The sequence below is a fragment of the Luteimonas sp. YGD11-2 genome (genome assembly GCF_004118975.1).
In the GTDB taxonomy this organism is placed as follows: domain Bacteria; phylum Pseudomonadota; class Gammaproteobacteria; order Xanthomonadales; family Xanthomonadaceae; genus Luteimonas; species Luteimonas muca.
Genome location: NZ_CP035376.1, coordinates 1,413,101 through 1,435,040 on the forward strand (window position 1 = coordinate 1,413,101; position 21,940 = coordinate 1,435,040).

Consider the following 21,940-nt stretch of genomic DNA (forward strand, 5'->3'; position numbering starts at 1 on the left):
CCGGTGGATGCACGCACGGGCCCTGCGGACGCGGGGCCGTACTACCTGCCCACCGGCAACGAGGTGGGGATCGTCGAGCAGTGCCATGCCGGCGGGCTGGCGGTGATGCTCAAGGGGCCGACCGGCTGCGGCAAGACACGCTTCGTCGAACACATGGCCTGGCGGCTGGGTCGGCCGCTGATCACCGTGTCCTGCCATGACGACCTGACCGCCAGCGACCTCATCGGCCGCTTCCTGATCCGTCATGACGACACCGTCTGGCAGGACGGCCCGCTCACCCGGGCCGTGCGCGAAGGCGCGATCTGCTATCTCGACGAGGTGGTGGAGGCGCGCCAAGACACCATCGTGGTGCTGCATCCGCTCACCGACTACCGCCGCATCCTGCCGATCGACCGCACCGGTGAGACCCTCGAGGCCGCGCCGGGTTTCCAGCTGGTGATCTCCTACAACCCCGGCTACCAGCGCATGCTCAAGGACCTGAAGCCGAGCACGCGCCAGCGCTTCGTCGCCATCGAACTGGGCTTTCCCGAGCCGGCGGCCGAAGCCGCGATCGTCGCGCGCGAAAGCGGGGTGGAACGGGGCACGGCGGTTGCACTGGTGGAACTGGCGGGGCGGCTGCGCTCGCTGCGCGACCGCGGGCTGGCGGAAGTGCCGAGCACGCGACTGCTGATTGCCGCGGGACGGCTGGTGGCCAGCGGCATCGGCGTGCGTGATGCCTGCAACGCCGCGGTGATCGCGCCGCTGAGCGACGATCCGACCCTGCTCGGTGCGATGCGCGAACTCGTCGACGCGATGTTTCCATAGGCGGATGCCGGGGTGGCCGAAGCCGAAGACCTGGTCGTCGATGCCGCGCGGCACGCGACCGTTTTCATCCGTGATACCTGGCGACGCCACTACGCAACCGAGCCCGATGCACCGGTCGCGCTCGCCTCGCTGGCGCGCCGTCTCGACCTGCTGATCTCCGCGGCCTGCGGCATCAGCCTGCCCATGCGTTCGGCGCTGCCGCCGGCGCGGCCGACCCTGCTGCACCGGGTGTTCCATCCGCGCGCCTATCCGCGACACCGCCAGGCGGTGCCCGCGACCAGCGGTGACACCCTGTGGCTGCCGGCGCATCTGGGCACCTGCGACACGGCGGAAGCCTCGGCGCTCTACCGCGCCATGGCGTTGCAGCAGGCGCGCCGGGCGATGCGCGGTACCGCGCAGGCGCTGCTCGGCGAACCGGATCCGCTGCTGCGCGATACCGCGCTGGTGCTGGAGGCACGGGCCGCGGAGTTCGAGATCGCACAGGGCTTTCCCGGGCTGCTGCCGGACCTGTACCGCCTGCGGCGGCTGGCGCTTGCAGCGCGGCCGTCGCTGGAGGGCTTCGCGCCGGCGCGACAGCCGCTGGAACGCCTGCTGCGCGCGATCCTGGAGCGCGACATCGGGGCCGACGTGGCCACCACGTCCGCCGGCAGCGTTGGCGATTCGCTCGCACGTGCAAGGCAGCTGCTGGCGGAGTGGGCGATCGATGCCGACGATGTGCGCCGGCTCGGCCCGATGCCGCTGTATCGCGACTGGTGGACAGGCGAACTGCGTGCAGGCGGCGGCACCGCGCGGCTCGTGGACGGCACGGCTGCAACCACCGCCGATGACAACGAAGGCAAGGTGCGCAGCGCCCGCATGGAGCGCCGGCCCGACGAGCGCGACGCGAACGAGGACGAGGACAGGCCCGGCGAGCCCGGCGTGTGGATGATCCAGCAGGACGCCCCGCACGAAGTTGCCGAGGACCCCTTCGGCCTGCAGCGCCCGGTGGACCGCGACGACGAGACCAGCGCCGACGAATACGGCGACATGCTGTCCGAGCTCGCGTCCACGCGTATGGTGGCCGCGCCCGACCCGCCGCGCGAAGTGCTGCTGTCCGACGACCCGCCCGCCAGCCGCGCGCAGCTGGAGTTCGACGCGCAGGACGAGGCCGGCACCTCCTTCCGTTACCCCGAGTGGGACCACGCCGACGCGTCATACATCGAACACGGCACCACCGTGCGCATGCTGCCGCCGGTGCACGGCAACCCGGCGTGGATCGACGCCACGCTGGCGCGGCACCGTTCGCACCTCGACGGCATCCGCCGACAGTTCGAAGCGCTGCGCCCCGAACGCGTGCGCCTGCGCAGGCAGAGCGACGGCGAGGACATCGACATCGATGCCTGCGTGGAGGGTCGCGCCGACATGCTGGCCGGTGGCTTCCTGCGCGAGGGCCTGTACGAGACGCGCCGCCCGGGCCGCCGCAGCATCGCGGTGACCTTGCTGGTGGACGCCAGCGGTTCCACCGACGGCTTCATCGGCAGCGCCCGCCGCGTGATCGACGTCGAGCGCGAAGCACTGCTGCTGGTGTGCATGGCGCTGCAGGGACTGGGCGAACCGTTCTCGGTGATGGCGTTTTCCGGAGAGGGCCCGCACGGCGTGACCATGCGCCTGCTCAAGGGCTTCGACGAGGCGTATGGGCAGGAGGTCGCCCTGCGCATCGCCGGCCTGGAACCGGAGAACTACACCCGCGCCGGCGCCGCGATCCGCCATGCCACCGCGCTGCTGATGCGCCAGCCCGCCGAACACCGCCTGCTGCTGATGCTGTCCGACGGCAAGCCCAACGACGCCGACCGCTACGACGGCCTGTTCGGCGTCGAGGACATGCGCCAGTCGGTGACCGAAGCGCGCCTGCAGGGCATCTTTCCGTTCTGCCTCACCGTCGACCTGCAGGCGCCCGGTTACCTGCCCAAGGTGTTCGGCCCCGGGCATTACGCGCTGCTGTCGACCCCGGAACGCCTGCCGCTGGTGCTGCTGGACTGGACCCGGCGGTTGCTGGCGCGCTAGCAGCACGGGATCGAGGGTGATCCAGGTGCGACAGGTGCTGGACGTGCCTGCTCCGGGCTGGCGCCGGATGGCCCCGATCCGCAGGCGGTCGATTACCCTGTGGCGCCTTTCCAGCGAGTGGTGTCCATGAAGCTGCAGTTGTCGCTCGAGTGGTTCCTCAATCCCGATCACCTGCCGATGATTGCCGGCATCGAACTCGGCTGGTACCGCGATGCCGGGCTGGAGCTCGAACTGCTGGTGCCCGACGACCACTACGACGGGCTGGCGGCGACGGTCAGCGGCGATATCGCCTTCGCCTGCAACGAGCCGCTGCACATGATCGATGCGCATCGCCCGGGGCTGAAGGCGCTGGGCTGCTTCTTCGAGACCGACGGCGGCATCCTGCTGCAGCGTTCTGCCGGCCAGCGGCTGCTCGAAGGCGGCACGGTGCGGCTGGCATCACCGGTGGCCGGTGGGGTGACCGATGCGATCGCGGTCGAGATCCTGTCGCGCTGGTGCCAGCGCCAGGGCGTCGCGTTCGATGCCGGGCAGGTGCGGATCGAGGAGGCGGGCTTCGCCCATCTCGACAACCTGCGGGCTGGTTACGACGGCGCGTGGCTGTGCTTTGCCAACTTCGAGGGCGTGGAAGCGCGGCTGGCGGGGATGGACGCGCACTTCATCGCCACCCACGACGTCGGCATGCACAACTTCTCGGCGTTGGAGCTGTTCACGTCCGAACGCTTCCTCGCCGAGCATGCGGACGTGGTGGCGACGGTGGCCGGGCTGATCGGGCAGGGCGCACAGCTGTGCCGCGACGATCCGGCGCAGGCCGCCGCGATCTGGTACCGCTACAGCGGCACCGAAGCCACGGCGCTGATGGACGCGATCATCGCCGACACCTGCCCGCGCCTGGTCGCTCCGGTGCAGCGCGACGCCGCGCGCTGGCACGGCATGTGGGAGCAGTTCGACCGCCTCGGCCTGAGCCAGGTGGATCGCGAGGGCTACGCGGCGCTGTATCGCTGATCCACCGGGCGGCCAGGCGCAGGCGGTATGGCTGCGGCGGGTCCAAAGTCGACACCACGCGGCTCCCTCCGGATCGCCCTGCGGTGATCAGCGTTTCGCCCGCGCCAGGGCCAGCACGCCGGCGGCGGCCGCGATCCCGAGGCCGAGCGTGACGCCCGGGTAGAGCCGTGCCCTGGTGGTGAGGCTGGTGCGGATGCCCTTGTGGTCATCGTCGAGATAGACCCGGCCATCCTCGCCGGCCGAATGCAGGTTGTCGGTGGGCATGGGGGGGTTGCCGGTGGACTGTGCCTTGGGGAGCGCCCAACCGACCACGCGGCTCATGATCGACGGCACCGTATTCCAGGCCAGGGTGGATGCCTTGCCGGTTTCGCCGATGGTCACGGCGCGCACGTAGCGCTGCGCGGCGTTGAGGATGGTCGCCGCCACCAGTTCCGGGTCGTAGAGCGGAGGCATGACCTTGCCGCGTTCGCCCATATGGGTACGGCCGTGCTCGGAGATGGGCGTGGCGATGCCGGACGGTTTGATCACCGTGAGCCGTACCGGCGCGCCCTCGTTGGCGAGTTCCATCCGCAGTACGTCGGAGAACGCCTTGACGGCGGCCTTGCTCGCCGAATAGGCGCCCAGGATCGGCACCGGCATCTCCGCGTTGATCGATGCCACGTTGATGAGCGTGCCGCCATCCGGGCGTTGGCGGAAATGGCGCACGGCCGCATGCGAGCCGTACACCACGCCCCAGTAATTGGTCTGGAACAGGCGCTGGTGATCCTCGGTGGGAAGATCCTTGAGTTCCGAGAACACCACCACGCCGGCGTTGTTGATCCAGGTATCGAAGCCGCCGAACTCGCGTACCGCGGTGTCGACGATCCGCTCGACATCGGCTTCCTCGCCGACGTCGGCCACGACACTGACGGCCCTGGTGCCGCATGCCGTCGCTTCGTCGCAGACCTGTCGCAGCATCTCCTCGTTGCGGGCAGCCAGCACGAGGCGGGCCCCGGATTTCATTGCGCGTCGCGCGGTGGCGAGGCCGATGCCCGAGGTGGCGCCGGTGATCACCAGCGTCTGTTCGTCGAGCTTTCTGTAACGATGCCTGTGCATTGTCGTCCTCCCGGACTGTCGGTAGGACAGTCCATTCTGGCCGCCGCGCCCGCATCGCAACGTGAAAAACAGGCGCGGTCCTTGTCGCATCCGGCGGCTGCCGCGACCATGTGCGCTCCAGGCGACCGCGGGTCGCGCGTGATACGGCGAAACCCGATGTCATCGAGAGCCCGTGCGCTGATGCTGATGCTGGCAGTGGCCGCGATCGCAGCCGGTTGCGCCGGTGTGTCCGGCCCGGGGGCCGGGATGTCGCCGCGCGGTACCGTGCACCAGCGCATGCTCCACCCCATGCCGCGCACGGTGGTGCGCGCACGCCAGCCCGTCGCAGGGCAGGGCGCACCCGCGGCGCCGGCATTCGAGTACGCGTACATGCCACCGCGCAGCCCTGCGCTGCAGCAGATCCAAGAGCGCGTGCGCGATGCCGACATGTGGCGTCGCCTGCCCGAACTGCAGGCGATCGACGGCATGTTCGCGCTGCCGCGGCGGCTGCGCTACGTCACCGCCGAGTGCGGCGAATTCGGCGCGTTCTACCTCCCGGCCGAGGCCGAGGTGGTGCTGTGTTACGAGACCCTGCGCACCCTGTACGAGCGTGGCCAGGAGCAGCAGCACGACCTCGGGCTGGATGCCGGTTATCCGCAGCGCTATGTGCTGGCCAACGTGCGTTTCATCGTGCTGCACGAGACCGGGCACGCACTGGTGCACCTGCTGGACCTCCCGGTTACCGGGCGCCAGGAGGATGCGGTGGACCAGCTGGCGGCGATCCTGATGCTGCGGTTCGCGGGCCTGGATGAAACCCCGGCGCAGGTGATCGCCAACCTGCAGATGGCCGCCAACTGGCTGCTGTCGCGCAGTACCGGTGCCTACAACCTGTTCGCCTACGCCGCCGAGCATGCGCTGGGCGAGCAGCGCTACTTCAACCTGCAGTGCCTGATCTACGGCACCGACCCGGAGGAGTTCGCCGGCATGGTGGACGCCGGCGACCTCACCGCGGCACGTGCCGCCAGCTGCCCGCGCGAGACGCGCATGGCGAGCCGCGCATGGGTGCGCCTGCTGCTGCCGCACCTGGCGCCGGGCTACGAGGTGTACGGGGAAGAGGCGGAGCGCTGGTTGGGCGAGGGCGACTGACGGCAGCCGTCCGTCATGCATGCGCGGGAACGGCCCCGCCAGGTGGCGTGTCGCCACGGCAGCGGCGTCCGGATTTGACGTCCCCTTCCCGCGCGTCGGTCCAGACTGCGTCGCCGACCTGGCCTGCAACGGCCGCCACTTCTACTGGAAGGTGCAATGGAAGGCTCTGGACTGACCGTCGACCTGTTCCGCTGGCTTCTGGCTTTGCTGCCGATCGTGGTGCTGCTGGTGCTCATGGTGCAGCTGCGCTGGACCGCGCCGCAGGCCGGGCCGATGGGAATGTTCGTCGCTGCGGCGGTGGCATTGTTCGCATTCGCCACGCCCTGGGAAACCGTGGCCGTCGCCGGCGCCAAGGGCGTGTGGGACGCGGTGTTCATCCTCTACGTGGTGTGGCCGGCGCTGCTGTTGTACCGGGTGACCGACCAGGCCGGTGGTTACGAGGCCCTGCGCCAGGGCATCACCCGCTTCAGCCGCAACGAGTTGTTCCTGGTGGTGGCGCTCGGCTGGGTGTTCTCCTCCTTCCTGCAGGGCATCGCGGGCTTCGGCACGCCGATCGCGGTGGTGGCGCCGCTGCTGGTCGCGTTCGGCGTGAGGCCGGTGTATGCCGTGGTGATCCCGCTGATCGGACACCTTTGGGCCAAGTTTTTCGGCACGCTCGGCGTGAGCTGGTTCGCGACCCTGCAGGTGGTGGATCTCGCCGATCCGGTGGCCACGGCGTTCCAGTCCGGCCTGCTGCTGATCATCCCGTGCGTGCTCGGCGGCTTCATGGTGGTGTGGATGTACGGGCGCTGGCAGGCGCTGCGCCATGGCTGGCCGCTGGTGCTGGTGATCGCGGCCATCCAGGGCGGCGGGCAGGCGTTGTTTGCCCTGTGGGATCCGGTGCTGTGTACCTTCCTCGCGGCGGCCGCGTCGGTGCTGGCGCTGTATCCACTGTCGCGCTGGAAGCGCTATGCCGAGCCGGCCGAAGGCATCACCGAACGCCCGGCGATGCGCGACGACAGCCAGAAGGAGGACATCGCGCGCGAAGCGCCGATGGGCCTGGCGATGTCGTTCGTGCCCTACATCGTGCTCAGTGCGGTGGCGGTGGGTACGCTGGCCATCGACCCGCTGAAGGACGCACTGGGAGCCTTCACCATCGGCATGCCGTTCCCGGCGGTCACCACCGGCTTCGGCATCGACAACGCAGCGGTCGAGCCGTACTCGCCATTCGCGCCGCTGACCCATCCGGGCACCTTCCTGCTGCTGACCTCGATCGTGACCTGGCTGGTGTTCTCCGCCCGCGGCTACTACCGCACGTGGGCTTCGGGCGAAGGACCAACGGTGCTCAGGGCCACCTTCAAGGACGCGGTGCCGGCGTCGGTACCGGTGATCGCGTTCCTGGTGATGGCGCGGCTGATGGATCACTCCGGACAGAACGAGATGCTGGCGCTCGGCATCGCCGAAGTGGCCCCGGCGTACGTGTTCGCCGCCCTGTCGGCCAGCATCGGCGCACTGGGCGCGTTCATGACGTCGAGCAGCACCTCGTCGAACGTCCTGTTCTCCGACCTGCAGCACACGGTCGCACGCCTGAAGGGCCTGCCGGAGGCGGCCATCATCGCCGCGCAGAGTGCGGGTGGTTCGATCGGCAACGCGATCGCACCGGCCAACGTGGTGCTGGGTGCCAGTACCGCGGGCATCGCCGGCAGGGAAGGCGAGATCCTGCGCAAGGTGATTCCGTGGACGATCGTCGCGCTGCTGGTCACCGGCGCGGCAACCGTACTGCTGGTGCTGGCGACCGGTGGCCTGGCCATGGGGGGGCAGTCATGAGCAATCTCGCCGCGCTGACGCTTTCGCTGGTGCTGCTGCTGGTGGCGTTTCCGCTGATCAGCCTTGGCACCTGGAACGACAACCCCGCGCTGTGGTGGGCGGGCCTGCTGGCGCTTGCCGCCGGGGGCCTGCTGCCGCCGCTGCGGCGCTTCATTGGTCGCCTGCGCGCCGACCCCCCGACCGCGGTGGGCCTGTGCGAGGACGAGCGCGTTTCCTGAAAACGCGTTCCTGCAAATAGGAGGATCACGATGAGCCATCCCGACGGGCCCCGGACAGGCCGCCCCCCTACCTACGCTTCGCGCGGCATGGTGAGTACGCCGCATGTGCTGGCCAGCTCGGCCGGGCTGGAGGCGCTGCAACGCGGCGGCAGCGCGGTGGACGCGGCGATCGCCGCCAATGCGGTGCTGTGCGTGGTGTATCCGCACATGGCCGGGCTCGGCGGCGACGGCTTCTGGCTGATCGGCGGTGGCGGAAGCGACGGCGTCGCGGCGCTGCATGCCAGCGGCCCGGCCGCGCGCGCGGCGACACCGGAGTTCTACCGCGAGCGTGGCTGCACCGACGCGATCCCGATGCGCGGCGCGATGGCCGCGCTGACCGTGCCCGGCGCGGTCGACGGCTGGCGGCTGGCACATGAGCGCCATGGCCGGCTGCCATGGGCGGACCTGTTCACTGCGGCGATCCACTACGCGCGCGAGGGCATGCCGGTCAGCCGCTCGCTGGCGGACTGGCTGGTGACCGATGCGGCGCTGCTGCGCGACTACCCGCGGACCGCCAGCATCTTCCTGCCCGAGGGCGATCCCCAGCGCGAGGGCGCCAGGCTGGTGCAGCAGGCGTTGGCGCGCACGCTCGAGACCATCGCGCAGGGCGGCGCACGCGCGCTTTACGAGGGCGAGCTGCCCGCGCGGATCTGCGCCGGCCTGCGCGAGGCGGGTTCGCCGCTGGAGGCCGGCGACTTCGCCGCGTACCACGCGCGCTGGGTGGACCCGATCCGCTCCAGCTACCGCGGCTACGACGTGGTGCAGATGCCGCCCAATACCCAGGGCTTCGCCGCGCTGCAGATCCTCAACCTGCTGGAAGGCTTCGACGTGGCCGCATGGGGCGAGGGCACCGCGGACTATTACCACCACATGGCGGAAGTGGTGAAGGTGGCCTTCGCCGACCGCGACGAATGGCTGACCGACCCCGCGCACGTGGACATCCCGCTCGAACGCCTGCTGTCGAAGGAATACGCCGACGAGCGCCGCCGGCTGATCGACCCCCGGCGCGCGCTGGGCAAGGTCGAGCCCGGCGTCCGCTTCGGCGGCCATGCGCAACGCGAGGCGCCCGGTGGCGACACCTGCTATTTCTGCGCCGTGGACGACGACGGGCTGGTGGTTTCGCTGATCCAGTCGATCTACCACGACTTCGGCTCATGCGTGACCGGCGGCGATACCGGCGTGATCCTGCAGAACCGCGGCTCGTTCTTCTCGCTCGATGCCGCGCATCCCAACTGCCTTGCACCGGGCAAGCAGACCTTCCATACCCTGGTGCCGGCGATGCTGCTCGACGACGGCGCGCCGGTGCTTGCCTTCGGCACCATGGGCGGCGAAGGCCAGCCGCAGACCCAGGCCGCCATGCTGACCCGGCTGATCGATTTCGGTTATGACGTGCAGCAGGCCATCGAGGCGCCACGCTGGCTGATGGGCCGCACCTGGGGCACCGCGACCAGTGCGCTGTCGCTGGAGGCGCGCATTCCCGAGCAGGCGATCCGCGAACTCACCCTGCGCGGGCAGCCGGTGCAGGTGGTCGCCGGCTGGAGCGGCACCATGGGGCATGCGCAGGCGATCCGCATCCATCGCGACACCGGGTTCCTCGAAGGCGGCGCCGACCCCCGTGGAGACGGCGCGGCTCTGGGATGGTGAGCCCGTCCGGGCTGCCACTGACCCTGCCGCTGTGGCTGGCGGCGATCGCCCCGCTGGGCCTGGTGCTGGTGCTGTTGATCTGGCGTCGGTGGAAGGCGCCCAGTGCGGCCGCGGTGGGCTGGTTTCTCGCAGCGGCGCTGGCGCTTTGGGTATTCGAGGCGGCGCCGGCGATCATTGCGTTGCAGTCGGTCAAGGGCGTCTGGGACGCGTTGTTCATCGCCTACGTGATCCTGCCGGCGCTGCTGCTCTACGAGATCTGCGACGAGGCCGGCGCCTTCCGCGCGATCCGCAGCGGGATCGAGGTGATCACGCCGAACCGCCTGCTGCACGTGCTGGCGTTCGCGTGGGTATTTCCCTCGTTCCTGCAGGGCATCACCGGCTTCAGTGCGCCGATCGCGGTGGCGGCGCCGTTGCTGCTCGCCATCGGCGTGCGGCCGGTCTGGGCGGTGGTGCTGCCGATCATCGGCCATGCCTGGGGCAAGACCTTCGGCACCCTGGGCATCGCCTGGGAGGCGCTGGTGCGGGTGGCCGACACCGCCGATCCGGCGCTGCTGGTGCTGGTGACCGGCATCATGCTGGGGCTGGCCGCGGTGCTTGGCGGCGTGGCCATTGCGTGGCTGTTCGGGCGCTGGCGGGCGATTGCCGAAAGCTGGCCGGTGCTGGTGGTGTGCGGGCTGCTGATGGCGGGCGGGCAGCTGGCGATCGCCTACGTGGCCCCCAACCTGTCGGCGCTGGTACCGAGTGCCGCGGCGCTGCTGGCGATCCTGGTGTTCGCACGGCTGCGCTACCGTAGCCCCACCAGGATCGATTCCGGCCTGCTGGCCGAAGACGGCGGGCAGGCGCGGCACGAGGCGACGGCGCACCCCACGCCATCGCGACACCCGCCGATGCCGCTCTGGCTGGCATTCGGCCCGTACCTGCTGCTCACCGTGCTGATGATGGTGGTGGAACTGGTTCCGGCGATCCGTGACCCGCTGGCGTCGCTGCGTTTCGGGCTGCCGTTTCCCGGCTATGCCACCGGCTACGACGTCGAAACGGCGCCCACCCCGGCCTACCGGGCGTTCTCGCCGCTGGTGCATCCGGGCACGGTGCTGCTGCTCACCAGCGTGCTGGCCTTTGCGTATTTCCGTATCCGCGGCTACATCCCGGGCCGGCGCATCGACGACATCACCGTGGACGCGCTGCGCACCTCGATCCCCACGGTGATGGCGCTGGCGGCGTTCGTGCCGCTGGCACTGGTGATGGAAGGCGCGGGCATGACCCTGCAACTGGCCGCCGGCCTGGGCGAGGTGGCGACGCCGCCGGTGTACGTGCTGCTGTCACCGCTGGTGGGTGCACTGGGCGGCTTCCTGATGGGCAGCAACCTGTCGGCCAATATCCTGTTCGGGCCTTTGCAGGAACAGGCCGCGCAGGCACTGGGCGTCGAGCCCGCGTTCGTGCTGGCAGCGCAGACCGCCGGCGCGGCGATCGGCTCGTCGCTGGCGCTGCCGGCGGTGCTGATGGGGCTCGGCGTGGTGGGTGCGCACGGGCAGGTGGCCGATGCGCTCAAGCGCATGTTTCCGTTCGTGGCGGTGACCCTGGCGCTGCTGGCCCTGGTCGCGCTGGCGGGCACGATGCTCCATCCGGTGGGAGGCTGACATGGCGTGGTGGAAGGACCCGGTGTGGGAGCAGGGCATCGCGCTGGTGCTGGTGATTATCGGCGCGGGGTTGATCTGGTCGGGTGCGTCCCAGTCTGGAAAGCTGGATGTCCACGCCTTCTGGGGCGCGGTGCTGTTCTCGATCGGCCTCGCCCTGCCCATCGCGGCGCAACTTGGCCTGCGCCAGCGTCTGCGTCCGGACCGTACGGACGACATCTGACCGCGATGATGCCGCGGGGCAGGACGGCCGCTGAGCTCTACGCCCTGGGCGGCCTATGCTGGCGTCATGAAGGAGCCGGCCAAAAACGTTCTGGAATCTCCGCGGGTGCACCGGATAGGCTGCTCGTCCCTGTACGCCTCGGACGCCGCATGCGCAGACCACCGCACAATCCCTACGACCTCAGCCGCGTGGACCTCGACGATATCCTCGGCACCATCAATGACGAGGTCCGCAAGCGCTTCGGCGAAGGCAGGGTGGCCGATTACATTCCCTCGCTTGCCGACGTGCCCAAGGACCGCTTCGGCATGGCGCTGGCGCTGCTGGACGGCACGGTGCATGAGGTGGGGCACGCGCGCGAGCGGTTCTCGATCCAGAGCGTGTCGAAGGTCTACACGCTGACGCTTGCACTGGAGGCCATCGGCGGCCGGCTGTGGGAGCGCGTGGACCGCGAGCCTTCCGGCGACTCGTTCAATTCGCTGATTCAGCTCGAGCACGAGAAGGGCATCCCCCGGAATCCCTTCATGAATGCCGGCGCCCTGGTGACCGCCGACGTGGTGCTGTCGAGCTACGACGACGCCGAAGCCACGCTGCTGGACTTCATGCGTGCACGCTCGGGCAACCCCGACGTGGGCACCGACGAGGTGGTGGCGAAGTCCGAGCGCGAGAGCGGCTACCGCAACGTGGCGCTCGCCAACTTCATCCGCAGCTACGACAACCTGCACAACGACGTGCAGGACGTGCTGGATTTCTATTACCTGCAGTGCTCGCTGCGGATGGACTGCGTGGACCTTGCGCGCAGCGTGCAGTACCTGGCCGATGGTGGCCGTTGCGGACCGTCGGGTGCGCAGGTGACCACCAGCGAAGGGGCCACCCGCATCAACTCGGTGATGATGACGGCGGGCACCTACGATGCAGCCGGGGATTTCGCCTACTACGTGGGGCTGCCGGCCAAGAGCGGGGTCGGCGGCGGCATCGTCGCGGTGGTGCCGCACGTGATGGGCCTGTGCGTGTGGTCGCCGGCGCTGGACGACAAGGGCAACTCGCTGCTCGGCCGCTATGCGTTGCACCGTTTCACGCGGATGACGGGCTTGTCGGTGTTCTGAGCGCTGCCGGTGCTGCCCGCATCTGCGACTGGCGCCATTGCCGGGCGCGTTGCCGCTTCCAGGCCGGTCTGATCCATGCGTGGATCGCGCGGAGGGGGGAGGCGTAAAGCATCGGGGGGCCGGGCCGATAGAGAACTGGCGTTCGCACACCGACATGGACGAACAGAAGGAAGGGGCAGGGACGATGGGACTGGATGGATACCGGTACGCAGCGGCGATTACGGCGTCGGGCGTGTTGGCCGGGCGGATGCTGGCGATCGGCCTCTCGCTGATGATTGCGGCGTGCGCACCGCGCGACGCCGAGACCACCGGGGAGCGTCCGCCACGTGCCGGCGAACCACTGAATCCGCTGCGAACGGCCGCACAGGTGGCCAGCATCCGCAGCTCGGCCCTGCTCGGTGATCGCGACGGTGTGCAGGCGGGTATGGAGGCGCTCAACGACGACTTCCGACGGTCCATCCGGCTCGCCGATGTGTCCAGGCCCGTGGATCGCGAAGCCGCGCGCGCGGCCGCCCGCGAGGTGCCGGGTGTGCGTTCGGTGGCATGGATCGATCGCGAAAACATTTTCGCGATCGTGTCCCATGATGCCGCGCGCAGTCACGACACCATCGATGCGATCTGCGTAGCGCTCGATCCGTTGGGAGACACGCTGGGCGTGGTGGTCAATCTCCAGAGTGGCGCGGCCACCACCGGCGACGCACTGGAGATCCTGAGCCGGAACTGCCAGCTCGAGCCGGGGGAGCGCGCGATGTTCCAGCGCAACCGCCAGGTGGACGTCATCGCGCCGGAGTTGCGGGCGCTGCACAAGCGCAACAACGCCAGTGCGGAGCCGGACCTGCATGCACTTCGCCGCAGGCAGGCCGAGGCCATGAAAGTGATCGAAGACACGACGCCGACGTTCTGACCCGCCCGGCATCGCGGCTTCACGCCTGGCGCCTATGCTTGCGCGATGAAGCAGCTGGCCGAAACGTTCTGGAATCTCCGCGGGGTGTACCGGGTGGGCGGCGTGCTCGATATCGGCACGCATATGTCGATCGTGCGGCGGCCGGACGGCCGATACGTGGTGATCGATGGCTGCGCACTCGATGAGCCGCAACGCAGGGCGCTGATGGCACTGACCGGCGACGGCGCGCTGGTGGGTGCGGTGGTGCATGTGCACCCGTTCCACACCCTGCATGTGGAAGCCACGCACCGGCTGTTCCCGGCGGCAGCCCTGTATGGCACCGCGCGGCATCGCCGCAAGGCACCGTCGCTGCCGTGGGCCGGCACGCCGGTGGAGGAATGGGGTGGCGACCACCCGCTGGCGGACGTGTTCGATCTTTCAGTGCCCGATGGCGTCGACTTCGTCTGCCCGGACGAGCGCGTGCACGTGGCCTCGGTGCTGGTGCGACACCGAAGCGAAGGCCTCGTCCATGTCGACGACACCTTCAATGTGGTGGCAGCGCCGGGAATCCTGCGCGGTGTGCTTCCACAGTCGTCGCTACGCATGCACCCGATGCTTGCGCGTGGGCTGAAGCAGACCGCGGGCGCCGCGGATGCCTACGCGGCGTGGGCCCGGCGCGTGGCGGTGGAGTGGGCCGATACCCGGATCGTGTGCGCCGCGCACTCGGCCGTGCGGACACTTCCAGCGGGCGGCTTCAGGGAGGAAGTGCATGCGGCGCTGGCGCGCGTGTCCCGCACGCTGGAGCGCCATCGCGCCCGACACGGGTAACCGGCAAGGTGCGCGGCAGGCGCGCGTACGGCGCGCCCGCGGGTATCGGCAAGCGTGGTGCCTCAGTAACCGCGTTCCTTCTCGATGCGCGAATCCAGCAGCCCCTTGAGCTTGTCGCAGGCGCCGCGCACGGCACGGTCGATGTCCTGCTCTTCGTGGCTGGCCGCTATCGGGTCGTCATTCTGCATACGCACTTCGATCGCACAGCGCTTGTCCTGGCCGCCCTTGATCGAATTGGTGTCGGAGATGAACACCTCGATCCGGCTCAGGCGCGGGAAGAACCGCCCGAGATGCTGCTCGAGCATGCCGTTGATATGCGTCTCCAGCGCATCGGTGCCGTCGATATGGTTGTCGGTGTTCAACTGGATGATCACTGGGCGGCTCCTCTGGTTGCGAAGGTTTCCGCCACCATCGCATCCGCCGCGCGGGCCTTACGTGAAGCGTGCACCGCGCGCCGCCACCGGAAAAACGTGCATCGCCCGGTTCCCATGCGCATGGCACGCGCGGCTCACGCGGCGTCGCCGTCGCACAGGGCAGGTTGCGATCCTTGCCGGCCGCACCCATCAAGGGTCCGTCCCCACGCTCACGGAGTTGTCATGCATTCGCACCTGCTGTCGCCGGTCCAGGCCGGTTCGCTCACCCTTCCCAACCGCGTGGTCATGGCGCCACTGACGCGTTCGCGCGCGGGCCAGCCCGGCGACGTGCCCACGCCACTCAACGCCACGTACTACGCGCAGCGCGCCAGCGCCGGGCTGATCGTCTCGGAAGCGACGCAGATCTCCCCACAGGGCCAGGGCTATGCGTGGACGCCGGGCATCTACAGCGACGCGCAGGAAGCCGGCTGGAAGCAGGTGACGGATGCCGTGCATGCCAGGGGCGGACGCATCGCCGCGCAGCTGTGGCACGTCGGTCGCATCTCGCACCCGCTGGCGCAGGTGGATGGCGCGACGCCGGTTGCGCCGTCGGCGATCGCCGCGGAAGGCGCGAGTGCCTTCGTGGTGCAGGAGGACGGCACCCCGGGCAACGTGCCCACGGCGGTGCCACGTGCGCTGGAAACCGACGAGATCGCCGGTGTCGTGGCCGATTATGCGAGCGCCGCGCAACGCGCCGACCGTGCCGGTTTCGACATGGTGGAGGTGCATGCCGCCAACGGCTATCTGCTGCAGCAGTTCCTGTCGACCAACAGCAACACCCGCAGTGATCGTTACGGCGGATCGCTCGAGAACCGTGCGCGGATCGTGCTGGAGGTGGTGGATGCGGTGGTGGACGCGCTCGGTGCGGGCCGCGTGGGCGTGCGCCTGTCGCCGCATTTCAGCGGGCATGGCATCGCCGACGCGGAGCCGGAGCAAAGCGCGCTGTACCTGGCGCGGGAGTTCAGCCGCCGCGGCATCGCCTACCTGCATATCGCCGAGCCGGACTGGGCCGGTGGCCCGAAGCTGGACGAGGCGTTCCGCCGCGCATTGCGCGAGGCTTTCCAGGGTGTGCTGGTCTTCTGCGGCGGCTATACGGCCCGGACCGCGGATGCGCTGATCGCATCGGGCATCGCCGATGCCGTGGCGTTCGGGCGGCCATTCATTGCCAATCCGGACCTGATCGAACGCTTCCGCGCCGGTGCCACGCTCAACGAGCCGGACCCCTCGACCTTCTACGGCGGCGCCGAGCGCGGTTATACCGATTACCCGACGATGGAGCAGGGCTGAGCGCCCCCCGCACAGGTTCCAGGCGCAGGCATTCCCGAAGCGGGGTGCCTGCGTCGGCCAGGTCGTTACCGGATGCTGCTCAGAAGCGCTCGCCCACCGGCAGGTAGCGCCACGTGCCGACGGGCATCTTCGCCAGCGCGATCCTGCCGATGCGGATGCGGCGGATCGCCACCACCTCCAGGCCGACCTCCGCGCACATGTGGCGCAGCTGCCCGCCCTGCACGCCCTTGAGCGCGAAACGCAGGCGGATCTCGTTCTGCCAGCTCACCTTGCAGCGCGGGATCGCGCGGCCGCCGTACTCCAGGCCGTGGTTGAGGCGTGCGAGGCCCCATGGCGGCAGTTCGCCGCTGACCTCGACGATGTATTCCTGCTCGATCCCGTCGCGGTCCTCGGTGAGGCGGCGCCACACGCGGCCGTCCTGGGTAAGCACCATCAGCCCGCTGGCTTCGGCATCCAGCGGCACCAGTGGGGTCAGGCGGTGGAAGTGGCGCTGCAGCATGCGCACGCCGGATGGATCCTCCGGCCAGCGCGTGTCAGGCTGCACCAGCGGAGCGGCGGGCTGCGGGCCGCTGATGGTGTCGTAGCCGGCCGGCTTGTGCAGCAGGATGGTCGCCGGCTCCGCCGCGGCCAGTTGCGCGGCGGGGTCGACCTCGATGGCTTCGGTGGTCACCCGGAACGCCGGATCCTCGACCACTGCACCGTCGACCGAGACCCAGCCGCCCTTGATGTACTGCTCGGCATCGGCGCGGGAACACCCGGTCAGTTCGATGACGCGTCTGGCCAGGCGTACGGGGTCGGACATGGAAGGCTGCCGTGGATCGGGCCGCGCAGTGTACCGGCCGTCCCCTTGCGGGGTCGTGGTGCCGCACCCGTGCGGCTATCCTGCGCCGATGGCCGGGTCACCTCCGATACTGGAATTCGCGCATCCGGTGTTCCTGGCCGGCCGCAACACCACGGTGCGGCGCGGCACCCGCTGGCATGGCGTGCCGTTCGCCCGTCTGCGGCTGGGCGACGGCAGCCTGTCGCCGCCGGTGTGCCTCGAGACCGCGGTGCGGCTGTTGCGCGACATCGATGCGGACGCGCTGAGGTTCGAGCACGACCCCGCCTGCCGCACGCCGGCAGGTCTGCTCGCGGTGCTGCGGATCCACTACCCGGGAATCCGCGAGGACGAGGCGGTGACGCTCTGCCACTTCGATCTCTGACCGGCCACCGGCGCACCGGCAGCGGTAGCCGCCTGTCTCAACGCCGGAACCAGCTGTGCAGGCGCGCCAGCAGCAGTTCCACGTCGCCCAGGGCTGCGCGCCCGGCACGCACGCGCACCGCTTCTGCCGGGACGTCGGTGCTGATGTCGTTGACGCCCAGGTCCATGTAGCGGGCCATGCGTTCCGGGTCGTTCACCGTCCATGCCTGCAGCAGGTAGCCGTGGCGGCGGGCATCGGCCACCGCGGCGGTATCGATCTGCAGGTGGTTGAGGCCGAGCATGTCGAAGTCGGTGCGGCGCGAGGCGCCCGGCAGCGCGGCCGTGGCGAACAGAGCGAGCTGCACTTCCGGAGATGTCTCGCGGGCCGCGCGCACGAGCTCCGGCGACAGCGAGGCCAGCATGACCACGTCGTCCCGGCCGCCATGCCCGATTTCCCGCAGGGTCGCATCGAGCAGCGCCTGCGCGTTGTGCGCGTCGGGCTTCAGCTCGACCAGGGCCAGCGCACGGCCGTCGATGAAGGCGAGCGCTTCGCCAAGCGTCGCGATGCGTTCACCGTGGAAAGCCGGGTCGAACCAGCTGCCGATGTCGATGTCGCGCATTGCGGCCAGTGGCAGGTCCTCCACCGCACGCGGGTCGTTGGCCACGCGGCGGAAGTCGCTGTCGTGGAACACCACCACCTCGCCATCCGCACTCAGGCGCACGTCGAACTCGATCGCATCGGCGCCGGCATCGACCGCCGCCTGGAATGCGGCGAGGGTGTTCTCCGGCGCCACGGTGGATGCACCGCGGTGCGCGGTCACGGTCACCTCGTTGCGCAGGTTCATGCTGGCCACCGCCAGCGACGCCTGCACCAGCGCCACCACCAGGAACGCCGCTTCCGCGCCCCATACGAAACGCCCGGGGTGGGCGGGCGTGGCATCGACGGCGCGGCCGCCCCGGGCACCGCCAAGGCGGTGGAACAGGGCACGCACCAGCAACGTGTTGAGGGTGGTGCCCAGCAGCAGCACGCCGAGCGCGGTGGCGGCATACAGCGTCAGGTAGACCACCATGCCGATGTTGGCGAGCACGCGATGGGGTGGGATCCAGTCCAGCAACGGTGTCGCCGTGCGGTCGTACAGCGCGGTCACCAGCAGCGGCAGCGCAGCGACGGTGAGCGCCACGCCCACCACCAGCGCCGCGATGCGCAGGTGCCGGCCGCGGGTGAGGTCGCGGCTGCGCACCAGCGCAGCCACCGGTGAACGGCCTTCCAGCACCAGCGCGGGCGTGGCCAGCAGCCAGCGGAAGTACAGCGTGGCGTGCAGCAACAGCCCGGCGACCAGGACCGGCAGGAAACCGGCAAGAAAACCCCAGAGTGCCGGCGGCCGTGTAGCCACCACGAAGTAGGGGTCGTATCCGCCCAGCAGCAGCCAGTACAGGGTGCCGCCAACCACCAGCCAGGGCACGGCAAGCAGCGCGTGGGCGGACACCTGCAGGGCGGCCAGCACCGCCAGCGGCAGTGCGCGGCGCAGCATGCCCAGCAGTGCCGCGGCGGCGGTGCGGTAGCGGCAGCCGCGGCTGGCGGAGACCAGCAGCATGCCGGCCTGCTGCAGCATCACCACGTACCACGACAGCGCACCGGCCAGTGCCAGCCACGCCAGCGCCAGAAGGTCGCGGGCAAGGTCGTTGAGCTCGCCTGCCAGCGGCCCCTCGACCCAGTGCAGCAGCGCTGCCAGCGACCAGGTGGTCAGTGGTGCCGCGGCGATGGTCGCGAACGCGGTGAACAGCAGGTACCAGGCCAGCATCGGCCGGAGGTGGCGGCGCAGGTCGCGGCGGATGTCGTGGACGAGGATGCCGCGCAACAGCCGGCGGTCATCGGTGATGACGGCGGTCGCGCGGCCGCCGCCGTCGTGTCCGCCACCCTGCATGTCCCGGCCGTTGCGCATCGCCGGAAGTGTAGTCACCGCGCGCGAAGCCGGAGTGGGTAGACTGCGCGCCCCACCTCCCTGCCGGTCCGATGATCAACAACGACGTCCTGCGCAGCATCCGCTACATGCTCGACCTGGGCGACCAGAAGCTCATCGACATCGCCCGGCTCGCCGACCCCGCCTTCGACGTCGACCGCGACACGGTGCGCGCGATGCTGCTCAGGGAGGACGAGCCCGGCCATGTCGCCTGTAGCGACGAGGTGCTGGCGCACGTGCTCGATGGCCTGATCGTGCACCTGCGCGGGCGCGAGGAAGGCAGGCCGCCGCGGCCGGTGGAGAAGCGCATCACCAACAACGTGGTGCTGAAGAAGCTGCGGGTGGCGTTCGAACTGACCGATGCCGACATGCATGCGATCTTCGACGCTGCCGGCTTCCCGGTGACCAAGCCGGAACTTTCCGCGCTGTTCCGCCAGGCCGGGCACCGCAACTTCCGCGCCTGTGGCGACCAGCTGCTGCGCAACTTCCTCAAGGGCCTGACCCTGCGCGTGCGCGGCGGCCAGGCCAGCGGCTGAGGCCGGTCGTCAGCGCTGGTCCAGTTCGTAGTGGATCAGCACCACGCACTGCGATGCGAACAGCATCCTCGGTCCGAGCGCCAGTTTCCGCGCGCCCATGCGTTCCAGGCCGGGAATGACCTTCTTCGGCATCGGGATGTGGTCGGTCAGCAGGAAACAGGGGTTGTCGGCGAACACCTGCCCGCGGATCGGCGTGCCCTTCGGGTCCATCAGGAACAGCTGGTGGTCCACCGACAGCGCCTGTACCAGCCGCTCGAAGCTGGTGGTGCTGACGGTGACGCCGGGCTCCACCGGGCGGGTCTCCTCCTTGGCCATGCCGCGCGAGACATCCAGCGCATGGGCGATGCGGCCGAGCAGCGTGCGCTCGTCGAAGCCGCCGATGTCCTGCATGGCGTTGGCCTCGAAGCGGATGCTGCGCGAGTAGTCGCGGGTGCTTTCGAGCACCAGGTGGACGATGACGTCGGCGCGGTGCGATTGCGCGACGAACACGGCGTTCATCAGCGTGTGCGCGAGGATCTCGCTGTGCGCGTCGCGGCCGACCGAGGCCAGCAGTGCCTGGCTGTCGGTCGGCGCCGCGCGCGCTCTGAGTACGAAGGTTCGCATCCGGGTCCTGGTGGTGTGGCCGTTCGCACCGCAGCGGCGCGCCGGCTGCCATTGTCCCCGTAAATCCGTCCGACCGTTCCACCACCAGAGCCCATGCATGCTGCGTCAACTGCTGCCCCGTGATCTCGGCTTCGAAGTGCAGCCGCGCGACGAGACGTCGCTGTTCCGCTGGTTCCTGGCCAGCTTCCTGTTCGGCAACCGCATCTCCCAGGCGGTGGCGGCGCAGACCTGGCGCGTGCTGGTGGTCACGCATGGTCTCGATACGCCCGACAGGCTGTGTGCCTGCAGCCACCGCGAACTGGTGCGCATGCTGGGCGAGGGCGGCTACCGGCGCTACGACGAATCCACCGCCGAACGCCTGACGCTGCTGTGCCGGACGCTGATCGACCAGTACGGCGGGCGCATCCTCGGCATTGCCGAGGCGGCGACGGACCGCGAGGATTTCGAGCGTCGGGTGCTTGCGTTCAAGGGCGTCGGCCCGGTGACGCTGGGCATCTTCATGCGCGAGGCGGGGCCGGCGCTGTTCGACGACCCGGGGTGATGCCTACCGGCGCGTCGCCCGCCATTGCGCGCGCGCGTCGGCCTCGAGGAAGGTCCACGCCACGAACCGGCTCTGCTTGTTGCCCTGGGCCATCGCGACCTCGCGCACCTCGACCGCACCCGCCTCGCGCAGCTGCCGGCGCACGCCGGGCAGGTGGGCGGACTTCGCGACCAGGCTGCTGAACCACAGCACCTGCGCGCCGTAGGCGCGGCTTTCGCGCACCATCCGGCGCAGGAACTCCGCTTCGCCGCCCTCGAACCACAGCTCGTGGTCATGGCCGCCGAAGTTCAGTGCCGCTGTCGTCGAAGGCCGCTCCGGCGTGGCCAGCTGGTGCCGCTTGCGCTGGTTGGCCTGCGCGGCCTCCTTCGCGGAGGCGTGGAACGGCGGATTGCACAGGGTCAGGTCGAAGCGGTCGTCGTCGTGCATCACCCCGCGGAACACCTGCCCGCGGCGCGGCTGGTGGCGCAGCGTGATCGCCCGGTCCAGGCGGTTGGAATGGACGATCGCCGCGGCCACCTGCAGCGAGGTGGCATCGATGTCGGTGCCGACGAAGCGCCAGCCGTACCCGGCATGGCCCAGCAGCGGATAGATGCAGCTGGCGCCGACGCCGATGTCGAGTACGCGGACCCCGGCGCCGCGCGGAACCGTGCCGTCGCCGGTGTCGGCCAGCAGGTCGGCGAGGCCGTGCAGGTAATCGGCGCGACCGGGGATCGGTGGGCACAACGCACCGTCGGGCAGGTCCCAGTGGGCGATGCCGTAGTCGACGTGGAGCAGCGCGCGGTTGAGTTCGCGCACGGCCGCCGGATCGCTGAAATCGAGGCTGGTGTCTCCGCGCGGGGTGGTGACCAGGTGCGGGGCCAATGCGGGCCACGCCTGCAGCAGCCGCGCGAAGTCGTAGCGCCCCTGGTGGCGGTTGCGCGGGTGGAACCTGCGGGCCGGCCGCTGCGATCCGGGTGTCTTCGCCGTCATGCC

22 protein-coding genes are annotated in these 21,940 nt (G+C 69.9%); 16 read left to right on the plus strand and 6 right to left on the minus strand.

Features of this window, described 5'->3' with window-relative positions; all coding sequences use genetic code 11:
* The first annotated feature begins 3 nt into the window (after nt 1-3).
* From ERL55_RS06380 to ERL55_RS06390, 3 genes are all read left to right on the plus strand, one after another.
* On the plus strand, nt 4-804 hold the full coding sequence (locus tag ERL55_RS06380) for a CbbQ/NirQ/NorQ/GpvN family protein (RefSeq protein ID WP_129135687.1): 801 nt from the start codon (nt 4-6) through the stop codon (nt 802-804).
* Nucleotides 805-816: 12 nt separating this feature from the next.
* Complete coding sequence (locus tag ERL55_RS06385; protein ID WP_129135688.1) at nt 817-2,847, plus strand: hypothetical protein; 2,031 nt, start codon at nt 817-819, stop codon at nt 2,845-2,847.
* A 126-nt stretch (nt 2,848-2,973) separates the two neighbouring features.
* On the plus strand, nt 2,974-3,849 hold the full coding sequence (locus tag ERL55_RS06390) for an ABC transporter substrate-binding protein (protein ID WP_129135689.1): 876 nt from the start codon (nt 2,974-2,976) through the stop codon (nt 3,847-3,849).
* Between the two features lie 87 nt (nt 3,850-3,936).
* On the opposite strand, the gene ERL55_RS06395 is transcribed toward ERL55_RS06390, so the two are convergent.
* The gene (locus tag ERL55_RS06395) at nt 3,937-4,944 is read right to left on the minus strand and encodes an SDR family oxidoreductase (protein ID WP_164972130.1); all 1,008 of its coding nucleotides are present in this window, start codon (nt 4,942-4,944) and stop codon (nt 3,937-3,939) included.
* Between the two features lie 156 nt (nt 4,945-5,100).
* Between ERL55_RS06395 and ERL55_RS06400 the strand changes: the two genes are divergently transcribed.
* The 9 genes from ERL55_RS06400 to ERL55_RS06440 all read left to right on the plus strand — a co-directional run bounded on the left by ERL55_RS06400 (nt 5,101) and on the right by ERL55_RS06440 (nt 14,447).
* Nucleotides 5,101-6,069, plus strand: a complete 969-nt coding sequence (locus ERL55_RS06400; protein WP_241685858.1) for a DUF4344 domain-containing metallopeptidase — start codon at nt 5,101-5,103, stop codon at nt 6,067-6,069.
* 156 nt (nt 6,070-6,225) lie between these two features.
* On the plus strand, nt 6,226-7,875 hold the full coding sequence (locus ERL55_RS06405) for an L-lactate permease (RefSeq protein WP_129135691.1): 1,650 nt from the start codon (nt 6,226-6,228) through the stop codon (nt 7,873-7,875).
* Nucleotides 7,872-8,093, plus strand: a complete 222-nt coding sequence (locus ERL55_RS06410) for a hypothetical protein (RefSeq protein ID WP_129135692.1) — start codon at nt 7,872-7,874, stop codon at nt 8,091-8,093. Before ERL55_RS06405 ends, ERL55_RS06410 begins: the two co-directional genes overlap by 4 nt.
* A gap of 87 nt (nt 8,094-8,180) precedes the next feature.
* Nucleotides 8,181-9,776, plus strand: a complete 1,596-nt coding sequence (ggt, locus tag ERL55_RS06415; protein WP_206733380.1) for a gamma-glutamyltransferase — start codon at nt 8,181-8,183, stop codon at nt 9,774-9,776.
* The gene (locus tag ERL55_RS06420; protein WP_129135694.1) at nt 9,770-11,413 is read left to right on the plus strand and encodes an L-lactate permease; all 1,644 of its coding nucleotides are present in this window, start codon (nt 9,770-9,772) and stop codon (nt 11,411-11,413) included. Before ggt ends, ERL55_RS06420 begins: the two co-directional genes overlap by 7 nt.
* Before the next feature lies 1 nt (nt 11,414).
* The gene (locus tag ERL55_RS06425) at nt 11,415-11,633 is read left to right on the plus strand and encodes a hypothetical protein (protein WP_129135695.1); all 219 of its coding nucleotides are present in this window, start codon (nt 11,415-11,417) and stop codon (nt 11,631-11,633) included.
* Between the two features lie 149 nt (nt 11,634-11,782).
* Nucleotides 11,783-12,736, plus strand: coding sequence for a glutaminase (locus ERL55_RS06430; protein ID WP_129135696.1), 954 nt, complete (start codon nt 11,783-11,785; stop codon nt 12,734-12,736).
* 154 nt (nt 12,737-12,890) lie between these two features.
* Nucleotides 12,891-13,640, plus strand: a complete 750-nt coding sequence (locus ERL55_RS06435) for a hypothetical protein (RefSeq protein ID WP_129135697.1) — start codon at nt 12,891-12,893, stop codon at nt 13,638-13,640.
* A 45-nt stretch (nt 13,641-13,685) separates the two neighbouring features.
* Nucleotides 13,686-14,447 (plus strand): hypothetical protein, encoded by a 762-nt coding sequence (locus tag ERL55_RS06440; protein ID WP_129135698.1) that lies wholly within the window; start codon nt 13,686-13,688, stop codon nt 14,445-14,447.
* Nucleotides 14,448-14,509: 62 nt separating this feature from the next.
* Here ERL55_RS06440 and ERL55_RS06445 read toward each other — a convergent pair whose 3' ends face one another.
* Nucleotides 14,510-14,821: an HPF/RaiA family ribosome-associated protein gene (locus ERL55_RS06445; protein ID WP_129135699.1), complete on the minus strand. Its 312-nt coding sequence runs from the start codon at nt 14,819-14,821 to the stop codon at nt 14,510-14,512.
* A 222-nt stretch (nt 14,822-15,043) separates the two neighbouring features.
* On the opposite strand from ERL55_RS06445, the gene ERL55_RS06450 reads away from it, so the two are divergent.
* Nucleotides 15,044-16,147, plus strand: a complete 1,104-nt coding sequence (locus ERL55_RS06450) for an alkene reductase (RefSeq protein WP_129135700.1) — start codon at nt 15,044-15,046, stop codon at nt 16,145-16,147.
* A 79-nt stretch (nt 16,148-16,226) separates the two neighbouring features.
* Here the strand turns inward: ERL55_RS06450 and ERL55_RS06455 are convergent, their stop codons facing one another.
* A complete protein-coding gene (locus tag ERL55_RS06455; protein WP_129135701.1) occupies nt 16,227-16,949 on the minus strand; it encodes an rRNA pseudouridine synthase in 723 nt (240 codons plus the stop codon).
* A gap of 88 nt (nt 16,950-17,037) precedes the next feature.
* Here ERL55_RS06455 and ERL55_RS06460 point away from each other — a divergent pair, with 88 nt between their 5' ends.
* The gene (locus tag ERL55_RS06460) at nt 17,038-17,349 is read left to right on the plus strand and encodes a hypothetical protein (protein ID WP_129135702.1); all 312 of its coding nucleotides are present in this window, start codon (nt 17,038-17,040) and stop codon (nt 17,347-17,349) included.
* 37 nt (nt 17,350-17,386) lie between these two features.
* On the opposite strand, the gene ERL55_RS06465 is transcribed toward ERL55_RS06460, so the two are convergent.
* Complete coding sequence (locus ERL55_RS06465; protein WP_129135703.1) at nt 17,387-19,270, minus strand: glycerophosphodiester phosphodiesterase family protein; 1,884 nt, start codon at nt 19,268-19,270, stop codon at nt 17,387-17,389.
* A gap of 71 nt (nt 19,271-19,341) precedes the next feature.
* On the opposite strand from ERL55_RS06465, the gene ERL55_RS06470 reads away from it, so the two are divergent.
* The gene (locus tag ERL55_RS06470; RefSeq protein WP_129135704.1) at nt 19,342-19,824 is read left to right on the plus strand and encodes a DUF1456 family protein; all 483 of its coding nucleotides are present in this window, start codon (nt 19,342-19,344) and stop codon (nt 19,822-19,824) included.
* A gap of 9 nt (nt 19,825-19,833) precedes the next feature.
* On the opposite strand, the gene trmY is transcribed toward ERL55_RS06470, so the two are convergent.
* A complete protein-coding gene (gene trmY / locus ERL55_RS06475; RefSeq protein WP_129135705.1) occupies nt 19,834-20,427 on the minus strand; it encodes a tRNA (pseudouridine(54)-N(1))-methyltransferase TrmY in 594 nt (197 codons plus the stop codon).
* A gap of 97 nt (nt 20,428-20,524) precedes the next feature.
* On the opposite strand from trmY, the gene ERL55_RS06480 reads away from it, so the two are divergent.
* A complete protein-coding gene (locus ERL55_RS06480; RefSeq protein ID WP_129135706.1) occupies nt 20,525-20,968 on the plus strand; it encodes a DNA methylase in 444 nt (147 codons plus the stop codon).
* A gap of 3 nt (nt 20,969-20,971) precedes the next feature.
* On the opposite strand, the gene rlmF is transcribed toward ERL55_RS06480, so the two are convergent.
* A complete protein-coding gene (gene rlmF / locus ERL55_RS06485) occupies nt 20,972-21,937 on the minus strand; it encodes a 23S rRNA (adenine(1618)-N(6))-methyltransferase RlmF (protein ID WP_129135707.1) in 966 nt (321 codons plus the stop codon).
* Between the last annotated feature and the right edge of the window lie 3 nt (nt 21,938-21,940).